Raw genomic sequence first — 18,662 nt, 5'->3', positions numbered from 1 at the left:
GCACGATGAAAGAAAACAACACTCGTCCTGCGATGCGTCGTATCGACACCATCCACTTTGTTGGGATTGGTGGTGCAGGCATGGGTGGAATTGCCGAAGTACTTGCTTTTGAAGGCTACCGCATCACAGGCTCAGATATTGCGCACAGTGCAATGACTGAGCGCTTAATTCAAGTGGGTGCAGAAGTATTTATTGGTCATGATGAAAACAATGTAAAAGATGCCAGCGTTGTGGTGGTATCAAGTGCTATAAATGAGCAAAACCCTGAGATTAAAGCGGCTAAAGCGGCGCGTATTCCTATTGTTCGCCGTGCTGAGATGCTGGCTGAACTAATGCGTTTTCGCCACGGTATTGCGGTAGCAGGCACTCATGGTAAAACCACAACCACGAGTTTAATCGCGAGCATTTATGCGCAAGCTGGCCTTGATCCAACATTTATTATTGGTGGCTTGTTAAATAGTGCAGGAAGTAATGCCAAGGTTGGTAAAAGTGACTTTTTAATTGCAGAAGCTGATGAGAGTGATGCGTCATTCTTACATTTACAGCCTATGGTATCGGTGATCACGAATATCGAAGAAGATCACATGGATACGTACGGCGGTAGCTTAGAAAAAATGAAAGACACCTATGTTGATTTCATTCATAACTTACCGTTTTATGGTTTAGCAGTGGTGTGTATTGATTCTGAAGTTGCGGCAGAGCTGATCCCGCGTTTTGGACGCCCTGTTATTACCTATGGTGAATCGGCCGAAGCTGATTACCGTATGCTTGATTTTAGCCAAACAGCGAATACCTGCTCATTTAGTGTAGTGAATAAGCAAGGTGAAAGCTTGGCTGTCACGCTTAATATGCCGGGCAAACACAACGCGCTTAACGCGACTGCGGCGATTGCAGTGGCTAAAGATCAAAACATTGCGAACCATGCAATTTTAGAGGCTCTTGCAAAGTTTGAAGGTGTAGGACGCCGTTTTCAGCATTACGGTACGTTTGAAAATGAGCGTGGCAATGTGATGTTAGTTGATGACTATGGCCATCATCCATCTGAAGTTGCAGCGACAATTGCTGCGGTTCGTGAGGGTTGGCCAGATAAACGTTTAGTGATGGTTTATCAGCCACACCGTTATAGTCGTACTCGCGACTTGTACGAAGATTTTGTCAAAGTGCTTGCTGATGTTGATCAGCTATTACTCCTTGATGTGTACTCAGCGGGCGAAGAGCCAATTGTGGGTGCAGATAGTAAGAGTTTATGTCGTAGTTTACGCCAGCGTGGCAAAGAGCCACTGCATGTTGCTAGTAGCTCTGAGCTTGCCGGTGTCCTTGCTGATATTATGCAAGATAATGATTTAGTTTTAACACAAGGCGCTGGTAACATAGGCCAGTTAGTGAAAAAGTTAGCAGCAACCAACTTGTCTATTGAACAACTAAAGCAGGTAAATGTATGAGCCAGTTAAGCGACAAATTTGGCAAAGTAGCGGTACTTTTTGGTGGCACATCTGCCGAACGAGAAGTTTCTCTTAAATCTGGCCAAGCCGTATTGAACGCTTTGCAAAGTGTTGGCGTTGACGCCATTGCTTTTGATCCAAAAGATCAGCCGTTATGGCAATTAAAAGATTTAAACATTGAACGTGTATTCATTGCCCTTCATGGTCGTGGTGGTGAAGATGGCACCATTCAAGGTGCGCTTGAATTTATGGGTATTCCTTATACCGGTAGTGATGTACTTGGCTCTGCACTTGCGATGGACAAAGTGCGTTGTAAACACTTGTTCAAAGCGATGGGCCTAAGCACCTCGCCTTATACCGTTGTTGATAGCCGTTATGAATTTGATAGCCAAGCGATTATTAATGAATTTGGCAAAGTGATGGTCAAACCGTCACATGAAGGCTCAAGCATTGGTATGGCAGAAGCAAGTAGCGCAGAGCAACTCGATGCTGCATTAAATGCTGCATTTAAGTTTGATAGCCAAGTGCTTGTAGAGCAGTGGATCACTGGCCGTGAATTTACTGTTGCGGTACTTGGACAAGATGTTCAGCCAGTGATTGAAATGACGACGCCGAATGGTTTTTATGACTATCAAGCTAAGTACCAATCAAATACAACTCAGTACCATTGCCCAGCAGATTTATCTGCGCAAGAAACTGAATTGTTGCAAGATATGGCATTAAAAGCGTTTGATTTAGTCGGTGCAAGTGGTTGGGGCCGTGTTGATGCAATGCGTGATCAGCAAGGAAACTTTTACTTATTAGAAGTAAATACGGTACCAGGCATGACAGAAAAGTCTTTAGTACCAATGGCGGCAAAAGCAAATGGTGCAAGCTTTGAGCAATTAGTTGTTCGCATTTTGGAGCAAACACTTTAATATGCATCCTTTTTTAGAAAAAGCGCAACAATTAAAACAACAGCTAAATTGGTCGTTGATTTTTGGTGTGAGCTTTTTTCTAGTGGTGATTTTTGCATTAGTGAAAATCACCACGGGCGTCTCTGATTGGTTGGTCGAAAATAAAGACGCACAAATAAAGCATTTATCAGTACTTGGTCAGCCCCAATATACTGATGAAAAAGCAATTATTGGTGCAATAAAAAAAGCCGACTTATCGAGTTTTTTTGAATTAGACGTAAAACATGTGCAACGCTTAGTGCAAAGCTTACCTTGGGTGGCAACAGCCTCGGTCAGAAAACAATGGCCAGATACCTTACAGGTCTATGTTGTTGAACACCAAGCTGTAGCGCACTGGAACAGTGATTTACTGCTAAACCAAGCAGGCGAAGTGTTTCAGGCCAGTAGTGAAAAATTACCTACTACTTTGCCGCAGCTTTACGGCCCTGAAGGCAGTGAAATCGAAGCGTGGACTGCATTTCGTCAATTTCAAGAAATGCTTAAAGTGAATAATTTAGAGCTGACAAGTTTAGCGCTATCAGAGCGTTTTTCGTGGCAGTTATGGCTTGATAACGGCATTCGCCTGAACTTAGGCCGCAAAGAAAAAGCAAAGCGTGTACAACGTTTTATTGACGTGTATCCGCGCATGGAACAACGTGCAGATGCACAAATCGATGTTGTTGATTTACGGTATGATACCGGTCTTGCGGTGAGCTGGAAGCCAGTGCAAGAAGAACAATTAGAAAATAAGAGTAAGGCATGACCAAGTCAGCAGAAAGAAACCTAGTGATTGGATTAGACGTTGGCACATCGAAAGTTGTGGCCACCGTTGGTGAAATCACCGCAGATAACAAACTAAGCATTGTGGGTGTTGGCAGCCAAGTATCGCATGGTATGGATAAAGGCGGCGTTAACGACCTTAACCTTGTTTCTGAATCGATTCGTCGCGCAATAGACGAAGCAGAGTTGATGGCTGATTGCCGTATCAGCTCTGTTTATTTAGGTATTTCTGGAAAACACATCCAGTGCCAAAACGAAAGCGGTGTCGTTGCGATTAACAACACTGAAGTAACTGATGAAGATATCGAAAATGTGATTCACATTGCTCGCTCTGTGCCAATTTCAGCAGAGCGCAAAATGCTGCATGCACTGCCACAAGAGTACAGCATTGATATGCAAGAGGGGATTAAAAACCCACTTGGAATGAGCGGTGTTCGTATGGAAGCTCGCGCGCACATCATTACTTGCTCAAATGATATGGCAAAGAATATCGAAAAGTGCGTTGAGCGTTGTGGTCTCGAAGTCGATCAGTTGATCTTTACAGCACTGGCATCATGTTATTCAGTCCTTACAGATGATGAAAAAGAACTGGGTGTGGCTGTGTTAGATATTGGTGGCGGCACTATGGATATCACCATTTATATTAATGGTGCGCTTCGTCACTCAGCCGTTATTCCGGTAGCTGGTAACCAAGTGACTGGTGATATTGCAAAAATATTTAGAACACCTATATCACATGCTGAGTCACTCAAAGTACAATATGCGTGTGCTAGTAGCCAAATGGCAAGCAACGAAGACACGATTGAAGTGCCGAGTGTGGGTGGTCGTCCTGCGCGCATTATGTCGCGTCATACCTTATCTGAGGTTGTGGAGCCACGTTTTAGAGAATTATTTGAGTTGGCGATGGAAGAAATACGCCGCTCAGGTTTTGAAGACCAAATTGCTGCAGGTCTCGTCATTACTGGCGGAACAGCAAAAATGACGGGTGCAATGGAAGTGGCAGAAGACATTTTCCAAATGCCGGTCAGAATTGGCAAACCAATCGGGATTGTTGGTTTGACAGATTATGTAGATGATCCTTCGTACGCGACCGCGGTTGGTTTGTTACAATACGGCCGTACAATGCAATCGATGAATGCACAAAAGTCGAAAGCGGAAGGTGATAATAATTGGTGGAACCGTATTACTAAATGGTTCCAAGGTGAGTTTTAAGACTCAAGTCGGAGAGTAAACATGTTTGATATGATGGAACAGCACAGCGAAGAAGCTGTCATTAAAGTAATTGGCGTGGGCGGTGGCGGCGGTAACGCTGTTGAGCACATGGTAAAACAACAAATTGAAGGCGTACGTTTCATTGCCGCGAATACAGATGCACAAGCATTACGTAATTCGTCGGCTGATGTGACAGTACAGCTAGGTACACAAATCACCTCTGGTCTAGGTGCGGGTGCAAACCCTGAAGTGGGTCGTAACTCTGCTGAAGAAGACGCTGATACTATCCGTGCCAGCCTTGAAGGCGCTGACATGGTGTTCATCGCTGCAGGTATGGGCGGTGGTACGGGTACCGGTGCTGCACCAGTGGTTGCTAAAATTGCTAAAGAGTTAGGTATTTTAACGGTTGCTGTTGTAACACGCCCATTTGACTTCGAAGGTAAAAAGCGTGCTGCAGCTGCTGAACAAGGCATTAATGAATTGTCAGAAACTGTAGACTCACTTATTACAATTCCGAACAATAAATTGCTTAAAGTTTTAGGCAAAGGGACTACACTATTAGATGCCTTCGCAAAAGCGAATGACGTGTTATTTGGTGCGGTACAAGGTATTGCAGAGCTAATTACACGTTCTGGTCTAATCAACGTGGATTTCGCAGACGTACGTACAGTAATGTCAGCGATGGGCACTGCGATGATGGGAACAGCATCAGCGTCTGGTCCAGACCGCGCGCAAGAAGCAGCCGAAGCGGCTATTTCAAGCCCATTACTTGAAGATGTTGATTTAACAGGTGCTAAAGGTATCCTAGTTAATATCACTGCAGGTATGGATATTGCGATTGAAGAATTTGAAATTGTTGGTAACCACGTTAAAGCACTTGCGTCAGAAAACGCAACAGTGGTTGTAGGTGCGGTAATTGACCCTGAAATGAGCGACGAGTTACGTGTAACGGTTGTTGCAACAGGTTTAGGCGGCGATCGTCGTCCACAGTTTGGTATTGTTGATAATGGCTTTAAGAAAGCATCAGGTTCTGATGTACACAGCTCAATGAACCAAACGACTAGCAGCATGTATGTACCAAGCTTTGCAAGTCAAGGCAGCAGCGATGACGTAAGCATGTCATCTGCGTCTGAAAAGCAAGAGCCAGTACAACAAAGTACAGCGAGCAGCTCAGTATCTAGCAGCACTGAGAGCAGCAAAAAGTCTGATAAATCAGAGGGTGGCGATTACTTCGACATTCCTGCTTTCCTAAGAAAGCAAGCTGACTAAGACAGTTTTTGTTGGTAATTTTGTTCGATAAATAAACAAATTGGCAGCTGGATGTATTTATGATACAATTCGCCGTCTAACTGTAACTATAAGTGAGCGAACCTATGATTAAACAGCGTACGATTGCAGAAGTAGTCAAAGCCATAGGAATTGGACTTCATAAAGGTGAGAAGGTCACTATTACTCTCCGACCTGCGAGCGCAAATACTGGGATAGTATTTCGTCGCGTAGACCTTGATCCGGTTGTTGATTTTGAAACAACACCAGAAGCCGTTGGTGATACGCAACTGTGTACCTGTTTAACAAACAAAGATGGCGTTCGTTTATCAACGACTGAGCACCTTATTGCGGCGGTAGCGGCAATGGGTATTGATAATCTAATTGTTGAATTAGATAGCTCAGAAGTACCAATCATGGATGGTAGTGCATTACCATTCATCTATTTGTTACAAAAAGGCGGCATTAAAGAAGTAAATGCAGCTAAACGCTTTATTCGTATTAAAGAAAAAGTACGTATTGAAGAAGGCGATAAATGGGCTGAGATCGAACCATACGATGGTTTCCACATCGATTTTGAAATTGCGTTTGATCACCCAGCAATCAATGAAAGCCGCCAACGTATCGGTTTAGATATCACGGCACAAAGCTTCACTGAAGAAATCAGCCGCGCACGTACTTTCGGCTTTATGAAAGATATCGAGTATATGCACGCTAACAACCTAGCATTAGGTGGTAGCATGGATAACGCAGTTGTATTGGATGAGTTTAAAGTACTGAATCCAAACGGCTTACGTTATAGCGATGAGTTTGTTAAACACAAGATCTTAGACTGTGTGGGCGATATGTTTATGACTGGCCACAACATTCTAGGTAAAATCACGGCTTATAAATCAGGCCATGATTTAAACAATAAACTACTTCGTAAAATTATGGCGACTGAGTCAGCATGGGAATGGGCAACTTTCGATACCCCAGTGACTATGCCAGCACCAGGCTTAGAAGTAGCGGCAGCTTAATCGCAAGCATATTACAGTTACAAAAAATGACGCTTTAAGCGTCATTTTTTTGCCAAACTATTATCAAGAATTATAAGCCTAGAATAGCTTCAAGCTCGACCAACTGATTGATTTGATATGTAGGTTTAATATTCTCTGGTAGCTCAACTTCCGGGTGTTGTAACCAACACGTGTCGATACCCACATTGTGACCACCTAAAATATCACTGGCAGCGGTATCACCCACCATTAAAATCTGCTCTTTTGGCGGATTGCCCATTAATTGGAATGTGTGCTGAAAAATCTCTGGGGCAGGCTTTGCTTTACCGACTAACTCTGAAATAACAAGCCAATCGAACATATCCTGTAAACCGGTGTGCTCTAAGCGCTTTTGTTGTAACTTAGCAAACCCATTGGTAATAATGCCTAGCTTGGCGTGTGGCTTCAATTTTGTGAGTAATTCAACTGCACCAGGCAGTGGCACACAAATAGAGGCCATAGCGTCTAAAAAGCCATCGTTAAGTGCTTTTGCTGGTACATCGAGTTTATTTGCCCACTCGGTAAAGCGAGTTATCTGTAGTTCACTGGCAGTAATTTCGTGCTTTTGATATGCAACCCACAGCGGCTTATTAGTTGCTTGGTAATGATGATAATCTGACTCAGTAAATTCGACGCCGTAATGTGCAAACATCACTTTTAAACCTTCAAATGCATTAAAGCTAAAAAGCGTTTCATCTGCATCGAATAATACGTGGCTATACTTCATGGTTATCCTAATTACTGATTGAATAGGGTTGGGTGTAAAAATGGCGCCATGGCCAGTGTCAGCGCTTGTACATAAGTGCTTTCACGCGTAGCAAGGTGATTGGTCAATAAGCCAATAGCACCACCTTGTTGTTTGATATTAACAGTATTGAATGCCTCATCCATGACATCACCCAACTCTTTACCTGCCAGCAATGCATCGTAAAAAGGTTGCGGTAATGGCAGGTTGCTACTGCGACCAACGCTAAATTGTTGCTTGTTTGCAATCACCACAAAGGCAAAGGTTGCTGCGCCATAACTAAATTGTTCTGCGCCACCTTCCATTGCTGCATAAAAGTCGGCGTCAAAGTGATCTTGGCAATACTTAACACGATTTTCAGCACCGATGCGGGTTTCATCTTCACCTAGCGGTTGATCAGGCACGCCAGATGGCGCATGTTCACCTTTGCATTCTATCGTATGGTTTGGGAAATAAAGACTAAAGACATGTTTAGCCGCGTTAATTTTAACGGGGTTCTTTGAACCAACAATAACACGTAATGTTTCTTTCAAGCCGACGACTCCATTGTTTTACCAGAGTCAGCAGTGTACCCGAGTGAGTTAAATCGGCAAGTCAACCGGGGCTAAATTTTCAAGAGCGCGTTTTTTCAAAATAATATCTTTGATCAACGGGGTTAGCACAAGCTCCATTGCTAAGCCCATTTTGCCTCCAGGCACCACAAGCGTATTGATACGAGACATAAAGCTGCCTTCAATCATGCTTAAATAGTACGGAAAATCGACGTCATCTATGCCACGAAAGCGAATAACAACAAAGCTTTCGTCTAGCGATGGAATGTCTTTTGCGCTGAATGGGTTTGAGGTATCAACGGTAGGCACTCGCTGGAAGTTGATATGAGTACGTGAAAACTGAGGAGTAATATGATTTATGTAGTCGTCCATCGAACGTACAATAGAGCCCATTACCGCCTCACGAGAGTGGCCTCGTTCCGAGGTATCGCGAATGAGCTTTTGGATCCACTCAAGGTTGATAATAGGCACCATGCCAATCAATAAATCGACATGCTTTGCAACATCATGATTCTCATCGACAGCACCACCATGAAGACCTTCATAGAACAAGATATCTGTATTTGATTCTAAATCTTGCCAAGGTGTAAAGGTTCCCGGTAATTGGTTATAAGGAACTGCTTCGTCGAAAGTATGTAAGTAGCGTCTGATTTTACCTTGCCCGGTTTCACCATATTGGTAAAAAAGCTCCTCAAGAGCGCCAAAATCGTTAGCTTCTCGGCCAAAGTAGCTAATATGCTTGCCTTCTTGTTGTGCTTCACGGACCTTTTTATCCATTTCTGGACGTGTATAACGATGAAAGCTATCGCCTTCGATGAAGGCTGCATCAATGCTTAAGCTTCTAAATATGTGCTTAATTGCATTGGTGGTTGTGGTAGTCCCCGCCCCAGATGAACCGGTAATAGCGATGATAGGGTGTTTAGCTGACATAATTATTCTCGTTATTGTTGATACCTATCGGCTTAAATAGTTAACCATTGTTGTGCTTAATGGTCAGTACCTTAACGCGTTTGGTATTATCGTGCATAAAATCAATCAGTAGAAACTGATAAAAAACGAACACGTCCTAGTTATAAAGGTCGAGCATGGTAAGGTCAAGTGACTGGCGGATTAATTAACGCTATCATGGGCTGATAAAAATTAAAACGAGAGAACAACATGAAATTGATTTCGTCTTTACTTTTCGTCGCAGCAGGGACATTTTTTACCAGTCACGCACATGCAGCGATGCCTAAAAGCGAAATATTACTTGCCGACTTAGACACTCCATATGGTATGCAGGTGTCGCGAGTAACCGATGATAAAACGTATAATAATCAACCGTTTTTAGTTGATGCTGGGCTTTACTACACCCATGAGGTTGTTGGAGAAAATGGCCAGTCACAAACCGATATTGCGTTTTATGACTTCGCATCTAAGAGCAGCGTGAATATCACCAACACGCCCGTCAGTGAATACTCGCCAACGCTTATACCAAATCAGCAAGCCTTGTCTGCAATCGTGGTCGAAGCAGATGGCAAGCAAAAGTTATGGCAGTATCCATTAGCAGAAGAGCCAGCTGCGAGCCGAATTTTTGAATGGATTGAGCCGGTTGGCTACCATGCTTGGGGCGCTGATGAAGATCTCATCATGTTTATCTTAGGTGAGCCGCATACATTGCAATACACTCGTGTTGCAGCTGCTAAACCGCGTATTATTGCTGGGGATATTGGCCGTACTTTAATTTTTGATAAGCACACAAACAGTTATTTATTTAGTTATAACAAAGATAACCAACACTGGGTTGCGCGCTTTATGCCGCAAACAGAGGACGTTAGTGATTTATTTAGATTACCTGAGTCGGTGCAAGACTTTGCTTTAATTGATAAAGATACTGTGGCCTATGCGGTTAATAACCGAGTTCATAAGCGCAGTTTGTCAGAGCCAGAAGTGGTGTCACAGTGGCTTGATTTGAGACGCTTTTGTGATGGTTCAATTTCACGGTTAAATTACAAACAGAGCAAACTGGCATTTGTATGTAATAAATAAATGAGTAACGATTTCAGCCTGATTACTGTACTGTGGTTAAACTATCCATGCTATTTGTAAGGAACGCCTTTGTCTTTTTCTGCCGAACAACTGAGTGTACAGCTGGTAAAAGCGGGCTGCCGCAGTACCTTTAAGATTAAGAATATTAACGAATTTATGCCAGCTAGCTCAAAAGAAGCATTTTATGTTCATGAGCAAAGTGGCCAAGCAAAAATTGTTATTAGACCTATATTTGAAGTATTCAGTGCTGATTTCGAGTCAATTGAGGGCATTACGCGTATCAAAGACTACTTTCACAGTAGTGAAATGACCCGTTTTCCAACTCGCATTTATAAAAGTGCACAGCCCATTCATTATGGTATCGCATTTAAAGTCATGTCATCTGACGCTGCTGAACAATTTATATCTAAATTAACCGCTATTTTAGCGCAATAAAAAAGGGCCACATTGTGGCCCTTTTCGTATTTGCTTAAATTAGCGTTTAAGGAAGCTATTTACCGAGTTTAATTCACGATTTTTCAGAGCAATACAATCATTGATGCTTTCTTCAAGCTTACTAAGAGAGCGTGCATAACCAGGTACTTCAGTGATTTTATCGTTGAAGAAGGTTTTGGTTTTCTCTAAGCTTTTCGCATCACAGCTTGCCGTCGTGAAGAACGGTAAGTTTGGTACAAAGAACGGCGGTAAGTTCTTAGTGATCGCATCGTAATTGTTATAAATCCACTCAATAAACAGTGCTTCACGCTCTTTACCATAGCCTAAACCACCTAATAACGTACGCATATCAGAGGCTGTTACGTTATCTGTTAAGCTGTATTCTAGGACCGCGTTTTGTAACTCAGGTTTACCAAAGTAACCCATCGCTGCCAGCATCTTAGTACGAACTTGTGGATCTTTGGTTGTTTTAAAGGTTTGCTTGTACTTTTCAAGTAACTTCGCATCGCCATGGTAAGCCGCAAGGTTTAAGTATGTTGAGGCTAAATATGGGTCAACATTTTCAGGGTTGTTTAAGTACAGTGCCGCTTGTGCTTTTGCTGTATCAATGACTTTTTGGTCATGGCCATCAAAGCCTAAACGAGCAATAACTTGCGCACGTAATTGCGATACCGCCGCGTCTTCACCTGCTTTTGCTGTTAAACCATATTGCTTAGCGGCAGGAGCAATGCTGTTACGGATAAACTTAGGCCATAAATCACGGTTGCTGTCGTCTTCGAATACACGTTTTTGAGAAGCTAGGTAACCTAATGCTGTGTTTGCTACTAATGGGTGAGCATCACTCACAAAGGCTTCTAAAGTTTGCATTAAGTGAGCCGCAGAGATAACACCCGCGTCAAGTAATGAATCAACCGCAGAAAGTAGCGCTAAGCGCTCACGCACCGTTAGCTTATCTGCTGCATTCTCTAATAGAGCATTGAACTGTGCATCATTTAATACCCAGCGGTAATAACCCATGGCACCTTGATCTGGGTAGATCCACTCAGGTTCAAAGTCGAGAGTCAATTGCTGTGTTTCTTTGTTAAGCAGAACACTTGCGGTTTTAACTTTGTCGCCCGCACCATACTTAATTGCAACCGGAACATTCCACAGTTGTGCAGGTGCATCAACGCCAGCATTTACAAAGCGGCTTTGACTGATATTAATTTTCTTACCATCTTGCGTTACTTTGATAAGTGGGAAAGATGATTGTTCGATAAATGATTTTAATACGCTTGCCACATCTTTATTAGACGCTTCGCCTAGTGCTTGCCATAGATCAGCGGCTTCTGCATTTTTATACGAGAATTTCTTCAAGTAAGCACGAATACCTTGCTGGAATGCCTCTTCGCCAATCCAGTTTTCAACCATAGATAAAACCGCACTCCCTTTACTGTAGGCAAGGCCAAGGCCGTCCATGATGTCAGCTTCAGTTTTGATTGGTTTACGAATAGGTTTAGTACTTAAACGCGCATCCAGTGCCATTACATGGTTTTGCGGCAAGTCTAAGTGCGACTCAAACTCTGGGTTGATTTGTGCAGTGATTTTCGCTGCCATCCAGCTTGCGAATGCTTCGTTTAACCATAAGTCATTCCACCATTTCATGGTCACTAGGTTACCGTACCATTGGTGAGCTAATTCATGGGCAATGATTGATACATTTCGCTCTTTTTTGCTGCGCGTTGCTGTTGCTAGGTCTACCAATAAAATGTCTTCACGGTAAGTCACTAAGCCTGCGTTTTCCATCGCGCCAAATGGGAACTCTGGTACAGCAACTGAGTCTAGTTTTTTGTAAACGTAAGGAATGCCAAAGTAATCTTCTAGTGCTTTTAACACACGCGGCATATTTTCTTTTGCGTAGTCAGCAAGATGGATTTTGCCTTGTGGAGTCAGAACGCGGCCAGGAATTGGCATGCCTTTAATTTCAAGCTCTTCAAACGGGCCTACAGCCATGGCGACTAAGTAAGAAGGAATAGGAGGCGTTTTGTCAAAAAAGTGCGTTGTCATATCGCCATCAACTTTGGTTTTTAAAACCGGTGTATTGGCATACACTTTTTGTGATGTTGGCGCTGTAATAGTTAGCTGAAATGGAATTTTATAACTAGGCTCGTCAAAAACCGGGAATGCACGACGCGCATCGCTCATTTCAAATTGTGTGAAAAGATAAGGCGTACCTTGATCTAAAGTTTTATATAAACCAACACTTTGACGGTTATAAGGGGCTGTAAAATCAACTTTTAAAGTGTATTTGCCTGGCTGAATTTTTTCTTCACAAGCGAATTTAACTTTGCCTGTTTTTAGCATTTCAGCACTTAGGTCACAGTTTTCTGCACCTAAAATTTTCGCCATGCTAACCGCATAATCAATACCGTTTAATTCGATATAATTCGTTGCTTTTAAAACCTCTAAAGCAATTTCGGTATGACCAGAAAAATTGTCTTTTGCAGGATCAAGCGTAAGTTCTACTTGTTGTGAGCTAGGCTTGGCAAGCTTTTCGATAACATATTCATTGGCATGGGCAGAGCTAACAGCAAGTGCAACACTTACCGTTAATAGGCTTTTTAAGAACATAAGTATCCCTGATTTTTTGTTGTTAGAAAGGCACCTGCTATGAGGGGCGAATCACCATGCTATCAGGTTTTAATTTGAACAGTAATAAATAGTTAGTAACAAAGTTTGTCAGTTAATTATGGCGGTCGATGAAACGTTGCCAATGCAGGTGTGGGTTTATTTGTCGGACGTTTTGTAGCACGGCATTTAATAGTGGCAAATCAGTAAAGCGCTGTTCGTTGAAATCTTTAAAACCAAGTAAGTAGTTAAAGGCGTCTTTGCTATTTGCTTGCAGTGCATGAATACGCACTTGTTGTTCGAAGTTGAGCCGTAAGCTACTAATTGCGGTTTTCATACCTTGTTGATCGACATTAGGAATAGCGCATTTTTGTAAGTAACCAGCACGTTCACCTTCACCAGAAAACCAAATGCGTACTTTTTCGCTATAGCGACCTGATTTTGCAGGTAAATCAAACATTAGTCGTTGTTGATTTTGCTCATTTAAATAGCCTAAGTATTGATCAAGTCCAGCATCGAGTAATGCATTATGGATTGGCACATAGCGGGGTTTTATCTTGCCATGCGTATGAAAATCAAAGCAGCGAATACCGTCAAGGGTGACGATGTTATCTAGGGTTAAGTGGCCAATTTCATCGCTGTAGGCACCAGTATAATAAGCAAATAAAGGCAGCCAAAAGTGCCAATGCTTAGCTTGCTCACGTGCTAAACGCTGATCACCATAGATGTAACCATTATACAGGGTATGTAATTCCATGGCCGAAAAGGGCCTACGACCAAGATGGGACTTCAACCTAATACCTTGATAATAAAGATGTGTCGAAGAGTATAACTGATATACCCAAACCACCTCAAGATGCGAGTTTCAGTTGGAATTAAAAGCGATTTAGGCAAGGCATTGATTGCAAGTAATAGTGGTTCTATTGTTAAAATCAATATAAGTATCAAGTTTCCAGCTTAACGACACTGCCATAAAAGCGGCAGTGTCATTGTAAGCCTTAGGATTGCTATTAATCGCACAGTGCTTTAGCTAGACCAACCGGTTCGATTTCAACGCAAACTTGATCATCGTTCCAGTTTAAACCTACAAGCGCATCATCTTCGTTTAGGTCTTCAACCCATTCATCAAGGAACTCGTCTAGGCCAATTTCAACGGGCGTGTAGTCTTGCCACTCGTCTTTACATTGTGCTTTTGCAGCGTCTTCAGTGCCCCATAGCAGTAGCACATCAGTGTCGCTAAATTGGTTTGATTCACAGACAACAAAACCACCATCTTCGGCACCGAGTGCCCACATAGATTCGTTCAAACGAACTTTTTCTACAAAGCTAACTAATTCTGATTCAATTTCGATATCGCTCATTTGCGTAACCCTTATCTTTATTTTCGTGGATCTGTTTGTTGTACCGCCGCTTTATCGGCGAATTTGTGATAAAAATCAACTAAGTTATTTAGTTGGCTAAAATCAGTTAATTCGCGGAAGCGGATCCAATCTAGCAAGCAGTATAAACTGATGTTGAGGTATTCACAGCTTTTAAATACTGGCTCCAATAAATGACTATTTAAATAGGCTAATGTTTCAGCAATTCGTTCATTCTGTAAATTAAAAAACAGTTTGTCGGTGTTGGTATCAAACCCCGAGCGCTGGCAAAGTAGAATTTCTACTAATGAATCATTACAGGCATTGATAATGGTTAAATAGTTCTCTTGCTGCCAGCTAAGTAATGGCTGGTCTGCTTGTTCAAGCAAATAGCGAATAATTGAGTTGGAATCACACAAGGTAAAATCATGGTCGATTAATACAGGAATTTTTCTGGCAGGGTTATGAGCAATCATGGTTTGTCTGTCTTGCTCAGAGAAAATATCCAAATTAATAAAATCAATAGGTAGGTAATTAAGTGCCGCCCAAATCCGAATACGGCGCACAAAAGGTGAAGTGGTAGAGCCTAGTAATTGCATGATGGTATCCTTTGCAAAAAAAAGCCGCTGTTAAGCGGCTTTTTGAATTCAATTGTGAAATTAATCAGTACGGCTTGTTACTTCAAGAAGATGATAACCAAACTGAGTTTGTACCGGGCCTTGTACTTGGTTAATTGGCGCAGAGAAAACGACTTTGTCGAACTCTGGAACCATCATGCCAGGGCCAAACTCACCTAATGCACCACCATCTTGACCTGATGGGCAATTAGAATGAGCACGAGCAAGCTCTGCAAAGTCAGCTCCTTGCTCAATTTGCTGTTTTAAATCCAAACAGTGAGCTTCACTGTCTACGAGAATGTGTCTTGCACTGGCTACTGCCATAACATCTCCCTAATGTGTGTTTTAGTATTAAATTACTAGTCTAGTTCAATATTTACCGAACGAAAAATTAAATTTATTTTGCAGTCAGCTCAGCTTCAATTGCATCGCGTAATGTTTGCGATTCTGGCTTAGTTTTACTGTTGAAGCGTTGTACTGTCTTACGGTCAGCAGACACTAAGTATTTGTAAAAGTTCCAGTTAGGTGAACTGGTTACTTCGTTTAAGTGCTTAAATATTGGGTTCACATCACTACCTCGAACGGCGCTTGTGGCAAACATATCAAAGGTTACACCATAATTGATGAAGCATACTTTAGCAGTGTCTTTTTCATCGTCTTCTTCTTGAAAAAAATCATCTGAAGGAAACCCTAATACGACTAAACCACGGTCTTTGTATTCTTTATGAAGGGCTTCTAAGCCTTCAAATTGCGGTGTAAAACCACAGTTACTGGCGGTATTAACAATTAATAGCGGCTTATCTTTAAATTCACATAAGTTGATTGACTCTTTCGAGCGTAATTTTCTCATTGTGACATTGGTGAAATCATCGCATTGACTGCTTGCTTTAGCTGCCGGTGTCGCTTCTGTGGTTTGTGCTGCAAGGTTTGTTGTTAGTAGGCCTGCTGCAAGTAACAAAGCATATTTATACATAGTTATTTCCCGCTAGTTATTTGTGATGAATATACGCTAATATGCAGCAAAGTGATCATTTAATTTCAGCTATTTATGACGATTCGCAAAGCAACTCAAAACGATTTAACTGACATAGTCGCTATTTATAACGAGACTATCCCTGGGCGTATGGTAACCGCAGATACCGAAGAGGTGTCGGTTGCAGATAGGCAAGTGTGGTTTGATAGCCATACACAGAAAAGACCTATCTTTGTTTTTGAGCAACAAGGTAAAGTGCTTGCTTGGCTGAGTTATAAGTCGTTTTATGGGCGTCCTGCTTACGATGGTACCGTTGAAATAAGCATTTACATCACTCAACAGGCTCAAGGACAAGGGCTTGGTAAACAATTGCTTACATTTTCAGAGCAGCATGCAAAAACACTTGATATCAAGGTGTTATTAGCTTTTATTTTCAGCCATAACCTACCGAGCATAAAACTGTTTAATCGCTTTGATTACAAGGTCTGGGGAGAGCTTCCGGATATTGCGATTATGGATGATAAAGCTTATAGCCTCACTATTTTAGGCAAGCGATTAGACCGTTAATACGTTAAAAAACTAATAAAAAATGCGGTACAAATTGTGACCCACTGTGATTTTAGACTACGCTAAAATAGGTATTTATTATTAAGCGGGTCTAGTCAACGGTGCGAAGAATATTAATTGTTGATAGCAATAGTGTTTTAGCCATGCGGGTAAAGGTGCTGCTGGAGCTGATTGGCTGCAGAGTAGAGCTATTACATTTTGCGATGGTTGATGATGCTGTTTTAGAGCAAGACTTTGATCTTGTTGCAGCTTCTCATGGTGTGCCAACCAGTATTATTAAAAAGCTTATGGAGGTATTTTCTCAAGAGCATTTCTTGCTTTTGGCTCCTAAAGCACAACGAAGCGATTTACTTGAGCATTTTAGTGAAGTAAATCGCCTGTTACCTAATGCTGTGGTCATTTACCCTTTCTTTGCCAATAAAGAAATTAGCTCTTTATTGGAAGGGGTGCTTGAGCTCGACAGCGATAATATTCTTCAACTTCCTACCGTGTTACTCGTTGATCATTGTGCTGAACGTTTGGCGCAAATAGCCCTGAATCTCAAAGGTGCACATATTAAAACCTTCACGGCTGATAGTACGGCGTCAGCATTGGATGTTATCAAAGAGCAAAATATTGATTTACTGATAAGCGATTTTACTTTTGAAGACGGTACTGGACTTGCGCTTTTCAACAAGCTCAAAACACGCCAGCCGAATAGTCGCTGTTTACTTTATACTTCTAAGCCTGATCAAGTCTCCATGGTGGCCGCTATTCGGCAAGGGGTGGAAGATGTGCTCATCAAACCGGTTGATGATAATAGCTTACTACAATCAGTGCATAAACTGTGGCAGACAGAGCTCTTAAGACGCCATAACAGTGAATTAGTGGAGCGTTTACAAAATACCGTTGATGCACTCATTGAAAAAGACAGCTTACTTCGGGTTATCTTTAAACATACCCCAGATGCTATTATTTTATTTGAACGCTGTGGCAAGGTAATTGAAACGAACGATGCCTGTGAACAGCTGTTTGAAAAACCGCTCAAAGAGTTTGAAAACTGCTCGGTCTATGAGTTCTTTGATGTGGCATCAACTGAGCGAATCAAAGATAAAATCGCAACCTTAAGTAAAAATCGTCAATTTAGTTGTGATTTACGACTACTTAAGAAAAATGGCACAGAGGTACCTCTTGTTGGTTCGTTTAATGAAATCGATCATCATGGCGAAATAGCGTTAGCGGTTATCTTTAAAAATGTGACTCATTTAAAAGAGAAAGAAGACTTGCTGCTTGAAGCAAAAGACATGCTTGAAGAAGAAGTAAAAGCCCGTACTGCCCAGTTAGAGCACGCTAAAAATGTTGCAGAAGCTGCAAATCACAGTAAATCTGAGTTTTTAGCAAACATGTCTCACGAACTTAGAACCCCTATGCATTCTATCTTAAGTTTTGCTCGCTTTGGGCTTGAGAAGGTTGCCAATGACGATTTAAGTAAAGATAAGTTAAATAAATACTTATCTAGAATTGAGCAAAGTGGTGAGCGCTTATTGTCGCTGCTAAATAACTTGCTTGATTTATCAAAGCTCGATGTCGGGAAATTCCCATTCAATCCACACAAACATAATTTAAGCAATATTATAAAAACCAGTATTGATGATGTGTCGGGCACAGCGCTTGAGCGAAATATTGCGATTCGGCCAATAGGCTTTGAGCAAGGCATTGTGCTTGAGTGTGACGAAGAGCAAATAAACCAAATCATGCGCAACTTACTCGGAAATGCACTGAAATTTAGTGAGCCGAATAGCGAGATTGATATTAGTTTAGCGGTGCATGAGGAGATGGCCGAAATCGCTGTTATTGACCGCGGAATAGGGATCCCTGAACAAGAACTTGAAAAGATTTTTGCTAAGTTTGAGCAAAGTAGTAAAACCAACAGTGGTGCGGGAGGCACCGGGCTTGGTCTGGCGATTTGTCGTGAATTCGTGTCCTTGCATCAAGGCACCATTATGGCAAGCAACAATGAATACGGGGGCGCGACTATTTTGGTTCGACTGCCCCTAGAAATAGACTTGCCACAACACTTGGCAAATGAACAACAGTCTATATCGATAAATTGATAAAACGGAAGAAGCA

General features: G+C 42.0%; 19 protein-coding genes. 10 read left to right on the top strand and 9 right to left on the bottom strand.

Annotated features, from left to right (window positions below; all coding sequences use genetic code 11):
• Positions 1-5: 5 nt before the first annotated feature.
• The 6 genes from murC (at position 6) to lpxC (ending at position 6,654) form a co-directional block, all read left to right on the top strand.
• A complete protein-coding gene (murC, locus tag NH153_RS07800) occupies positions 6-1,442 on the top strand; it encodes a UDP-N-acetylmuramate--L-alanine ligase (protein ID WP_370626057.1) in 1,437 nt (478 codons plus the stop codon).
• Complete coding sequence (locus tag NH153_RS07795) at positions 1,439-2,359, top strand: D-alanine--D-alanine ligase (RefSeq protein WP_063702600.1); 921 nt, start codon at positions 1,439-1,441, stop codon at positions 2,357-2,359. Before murC ends, NH153_RS07795 begins: the two co-directional genes overlap by 4 nt.
• Position 2,360: 1 nt before the next feature.
• The gene (locus NH153_RS07790; protein ID WP_063702598.1) at positions 2,361-3,140 is read left to right on the top strand and encodes a cell division protein FtsQ/DivIB; all 780 of its coding nucleotides are present in this window, start codon (positions 2,361-2,363) and stop codon (positions 3,138-3,140) included.
• Positions 3,137-4,369, top strand: a complete 1,233-nt coding sequence (gene ftsA / locus NH153_RS07785; protein WP_063702596.1) for a cell division protein FtsA — start codon at positions 3,137-3,139, stop codon at positions 4,367-4,369. Before NH153_RS07790 ends, ftsA begins: the two co-directional genes overlap by 4 nt.
• Before the next feature lie 21 nt (positions 4,370-4,390).
• The gene (gene ftsZ / locus NH153_RS07780; RefSeq protein WP_063702594.1) at positions 4,391-5,638 is read left to right on the top strand and encodes a cell division protein FtsZ; all 1,248 of its coding nucleotides are present in this window, start codon (positions 4,391-4,393) and stop codon (positions 5,636-5,638) included.
• 104 nt (positions 5,639-5,742) lie between these two features.
• Positions 5,743-6,654 (top strand): UDP-3-O-acyl-N-acetylglucosamine deacetylase, encoded by a 912-nt coding sequence (gene lpxC, locus NH153_RS07775; RefSeq protein ID WP_063702592.1) that lies wholly within the window; start codon positions 5,743-5,745, stop codon positions 6,652-6,654.
• A 70-nt stretch (positions 6,655-6,724) separates the two neighbouring features.
• Here the strand turns inward: lpxC and yjjG are convergent, their stop codons facing one another.
• The 3 genes from yjjG to NH153_RS07760 are packed head-to-tail and all read right to left on the bottom strand — an operon-like array spanning position 6,725 to position 8,898.
• Entirely contained in the window at positions 6,725-7,399 is a 675-nt protein-coding gene (gene yjjG / locus NH153_RS07770) for a pyrimidine 5'-nucleotidase (RefSeq protein WP_063702591.1), read from the bottom strand.
• A gap of 11 nt (positions 7,400-7,410) precedes the next feature.
• Positions 7,411-7,950, bottom strand: coding sequence for an inosine/xanthosine triphosphatase (gene yjjX / locus NH153_RS07765; RefSeq protein WP_063702590.1), 540 nt, complete (start codon positions 7,948-7,950; stop codon positions 7,411-7,413).
• Positions 7,951-7,998: 48 nt separating this feature from the next.
• Positions 7,999-8,898 carry a phosphoribulokinase gene (locus NH153_RS07760; protein WP_054561042.1) on the bottom strand — a complete coding sequence of 300 codons (900 nt, stop codon included), beginning with the start codon at positions 8,896-8,898 and terminating at the stop codon, positions 7,999-8,001.
• Between the two features lie 228 nt (positions 8,899-9,126).
• Between NH153_RS07760 and NH153_RS07755 the strand changes: the two genes are divergently transcribed.
• Both NH153_RS07755 and NH153_RS07750 read left to right on the top strand, forming a co-directional pair.
• Complete coding sequence (locus NH153_RS07755; RefSeq protein WP_063702588.1) at positions 9,127-9,996, top strand: hypothetical protein; 870 nt, start codon at positions 9,127-9,129, stop codon at positions 9,994-9,996.
• 69 nt (positions 9,997-10,065) lie between these two features.
• Positions 10,066-10,431 carry a hypothetical protein gene (locus tag NH153_RS07750; protein ID WP_063702586.1) on the top strand — a complete coding sequence of 122 codons (366 nt, stop codon included), beginning with the start codon at positions 10,066-10,068 and terminating at the stop codon, positions 10,429-10,431.
• A 39-nt stretch (positions 10,432-10,470) separates the two neighbouring features.
• On the opposite strand, the gene NH153_RS07745 is transcribed toward NH153_RS07750, so the two are convergent.
• The 6 genes from NH153_RS07745 to NH153_RS07720 all read right to left on the bottom strand — a co-directional run bounded on the left by NH153_RS07745 (position 10,471) and on the right by NH153_RS07720 (position 15,986).
• Positions 10,471-13,041 (bottom strand): M1 family metallopeptidase, encoded by a 2,571-nt coding sequence (locus NH153_RS07745; protein ID WP_063702584.1) that lies wholly within the window; start codon positions 13,039-13,041, stop codon positions 10,471-10,473.
• Between the two features lie 112 nt (positions 13,042-13,153).
• Entirely contained in the window at positions 13,154-13,831 is a 678-nt protein-coding gene (locus NH153_RS07740) for a site-specific integrase (protein WP_063702582.1), read from the bottom strand.
• Positions 13,832-14,048: 217 nt separating this feature from the next.
• Entirely contained in the window at positions 14,049-14,399 is a 351-nt protein-coding gene (locus NH153_RS07735) for a DUF2750 domain-containing protein (RefSeq protein ID WP_054552718.1), read from the bottom strand.
• 17 nt (positions 14,400-14,416) lie between these two features.
• Positions 14,417-14,995, bottom strand: a complete 579-nt coding sequence (locus NH153_RS07730; RefSeq protein WP_063702580.1) for a glutathione S-transferase family protein — start codon at positions 14,993-14,995, stop codon at positions 14,417-14,419.
• 60 nt (positions 14,996-15,055) lie between these two features.
• Positions 15,056-15,337, bottom strand: coding sequence for a peptidylprolyl isomerase (locus tag NH153_RS07725; protein ID WP_054552716.1), 282 nt, complete (start codon positions 15,335-15,337; stop codon positions 15,056-15,058).
• 73 nt (positions 15,338-15,410) lie between these two features.
• Positions 15,411-15,986 (bottom strand): glutathione peroxidase, encoded by a 576-nt coding sequence (locus NH153_RS07720; protein WP_063702578.1) that lies wholly within the window; start codon positions 15,984-15,986, stop codon positions 15,411-15,413.
• Positions 15,987-16,061: 75 nt separating this feature from the next.
• On the opposite strand from NH153_RS07720, the gene NH153_RS07715 reads away from it, so the two are divergent.
• The gene (locus NH153_RS07715) at positions 16,062-16,553 is read left to right on the top strand and encodes a GNAT family N-acetyltransferase (RefSeq protein ID WP_063702576.1); all 492 of its coding nucleotides are present in this window, start codon (positions 16,062-16,064) and stop codon (positions 16,551-16,553) included.
• 143 nt (positions 16,554-16,696) lie between these two features.
• On the top strand, positions 16,697-18,646 hold the full coding sequence (locus NH153_RS07710) for a sensor histidine kinase (RefSeq protein ID WP_063702574.1): 1,950 nt from the start codon (positions 16,697-16,699) through the stop codon (positions 18,644-18,646).
• Positions 18,647-18,662 lie beyond the last annotated feature (16 nt).

Source organism: Pseudoalteromonas gelatinilytica, assembly GCF_001641615.1.
GTDB classification, from domain to species: domain Bacteria; phylum Pseudomonadota; class Gammaproteobacteria; order Enterobacterales; family Alteromonadaceae; genus Pseudoalteromonas; species Pseudoalteromonas gelatinilytica.
The sequence above is the reverse complement of the archived record's forward strand: the minus strand, read 5'-3'. Positions and strand labels throughout refer to the sequence as shown.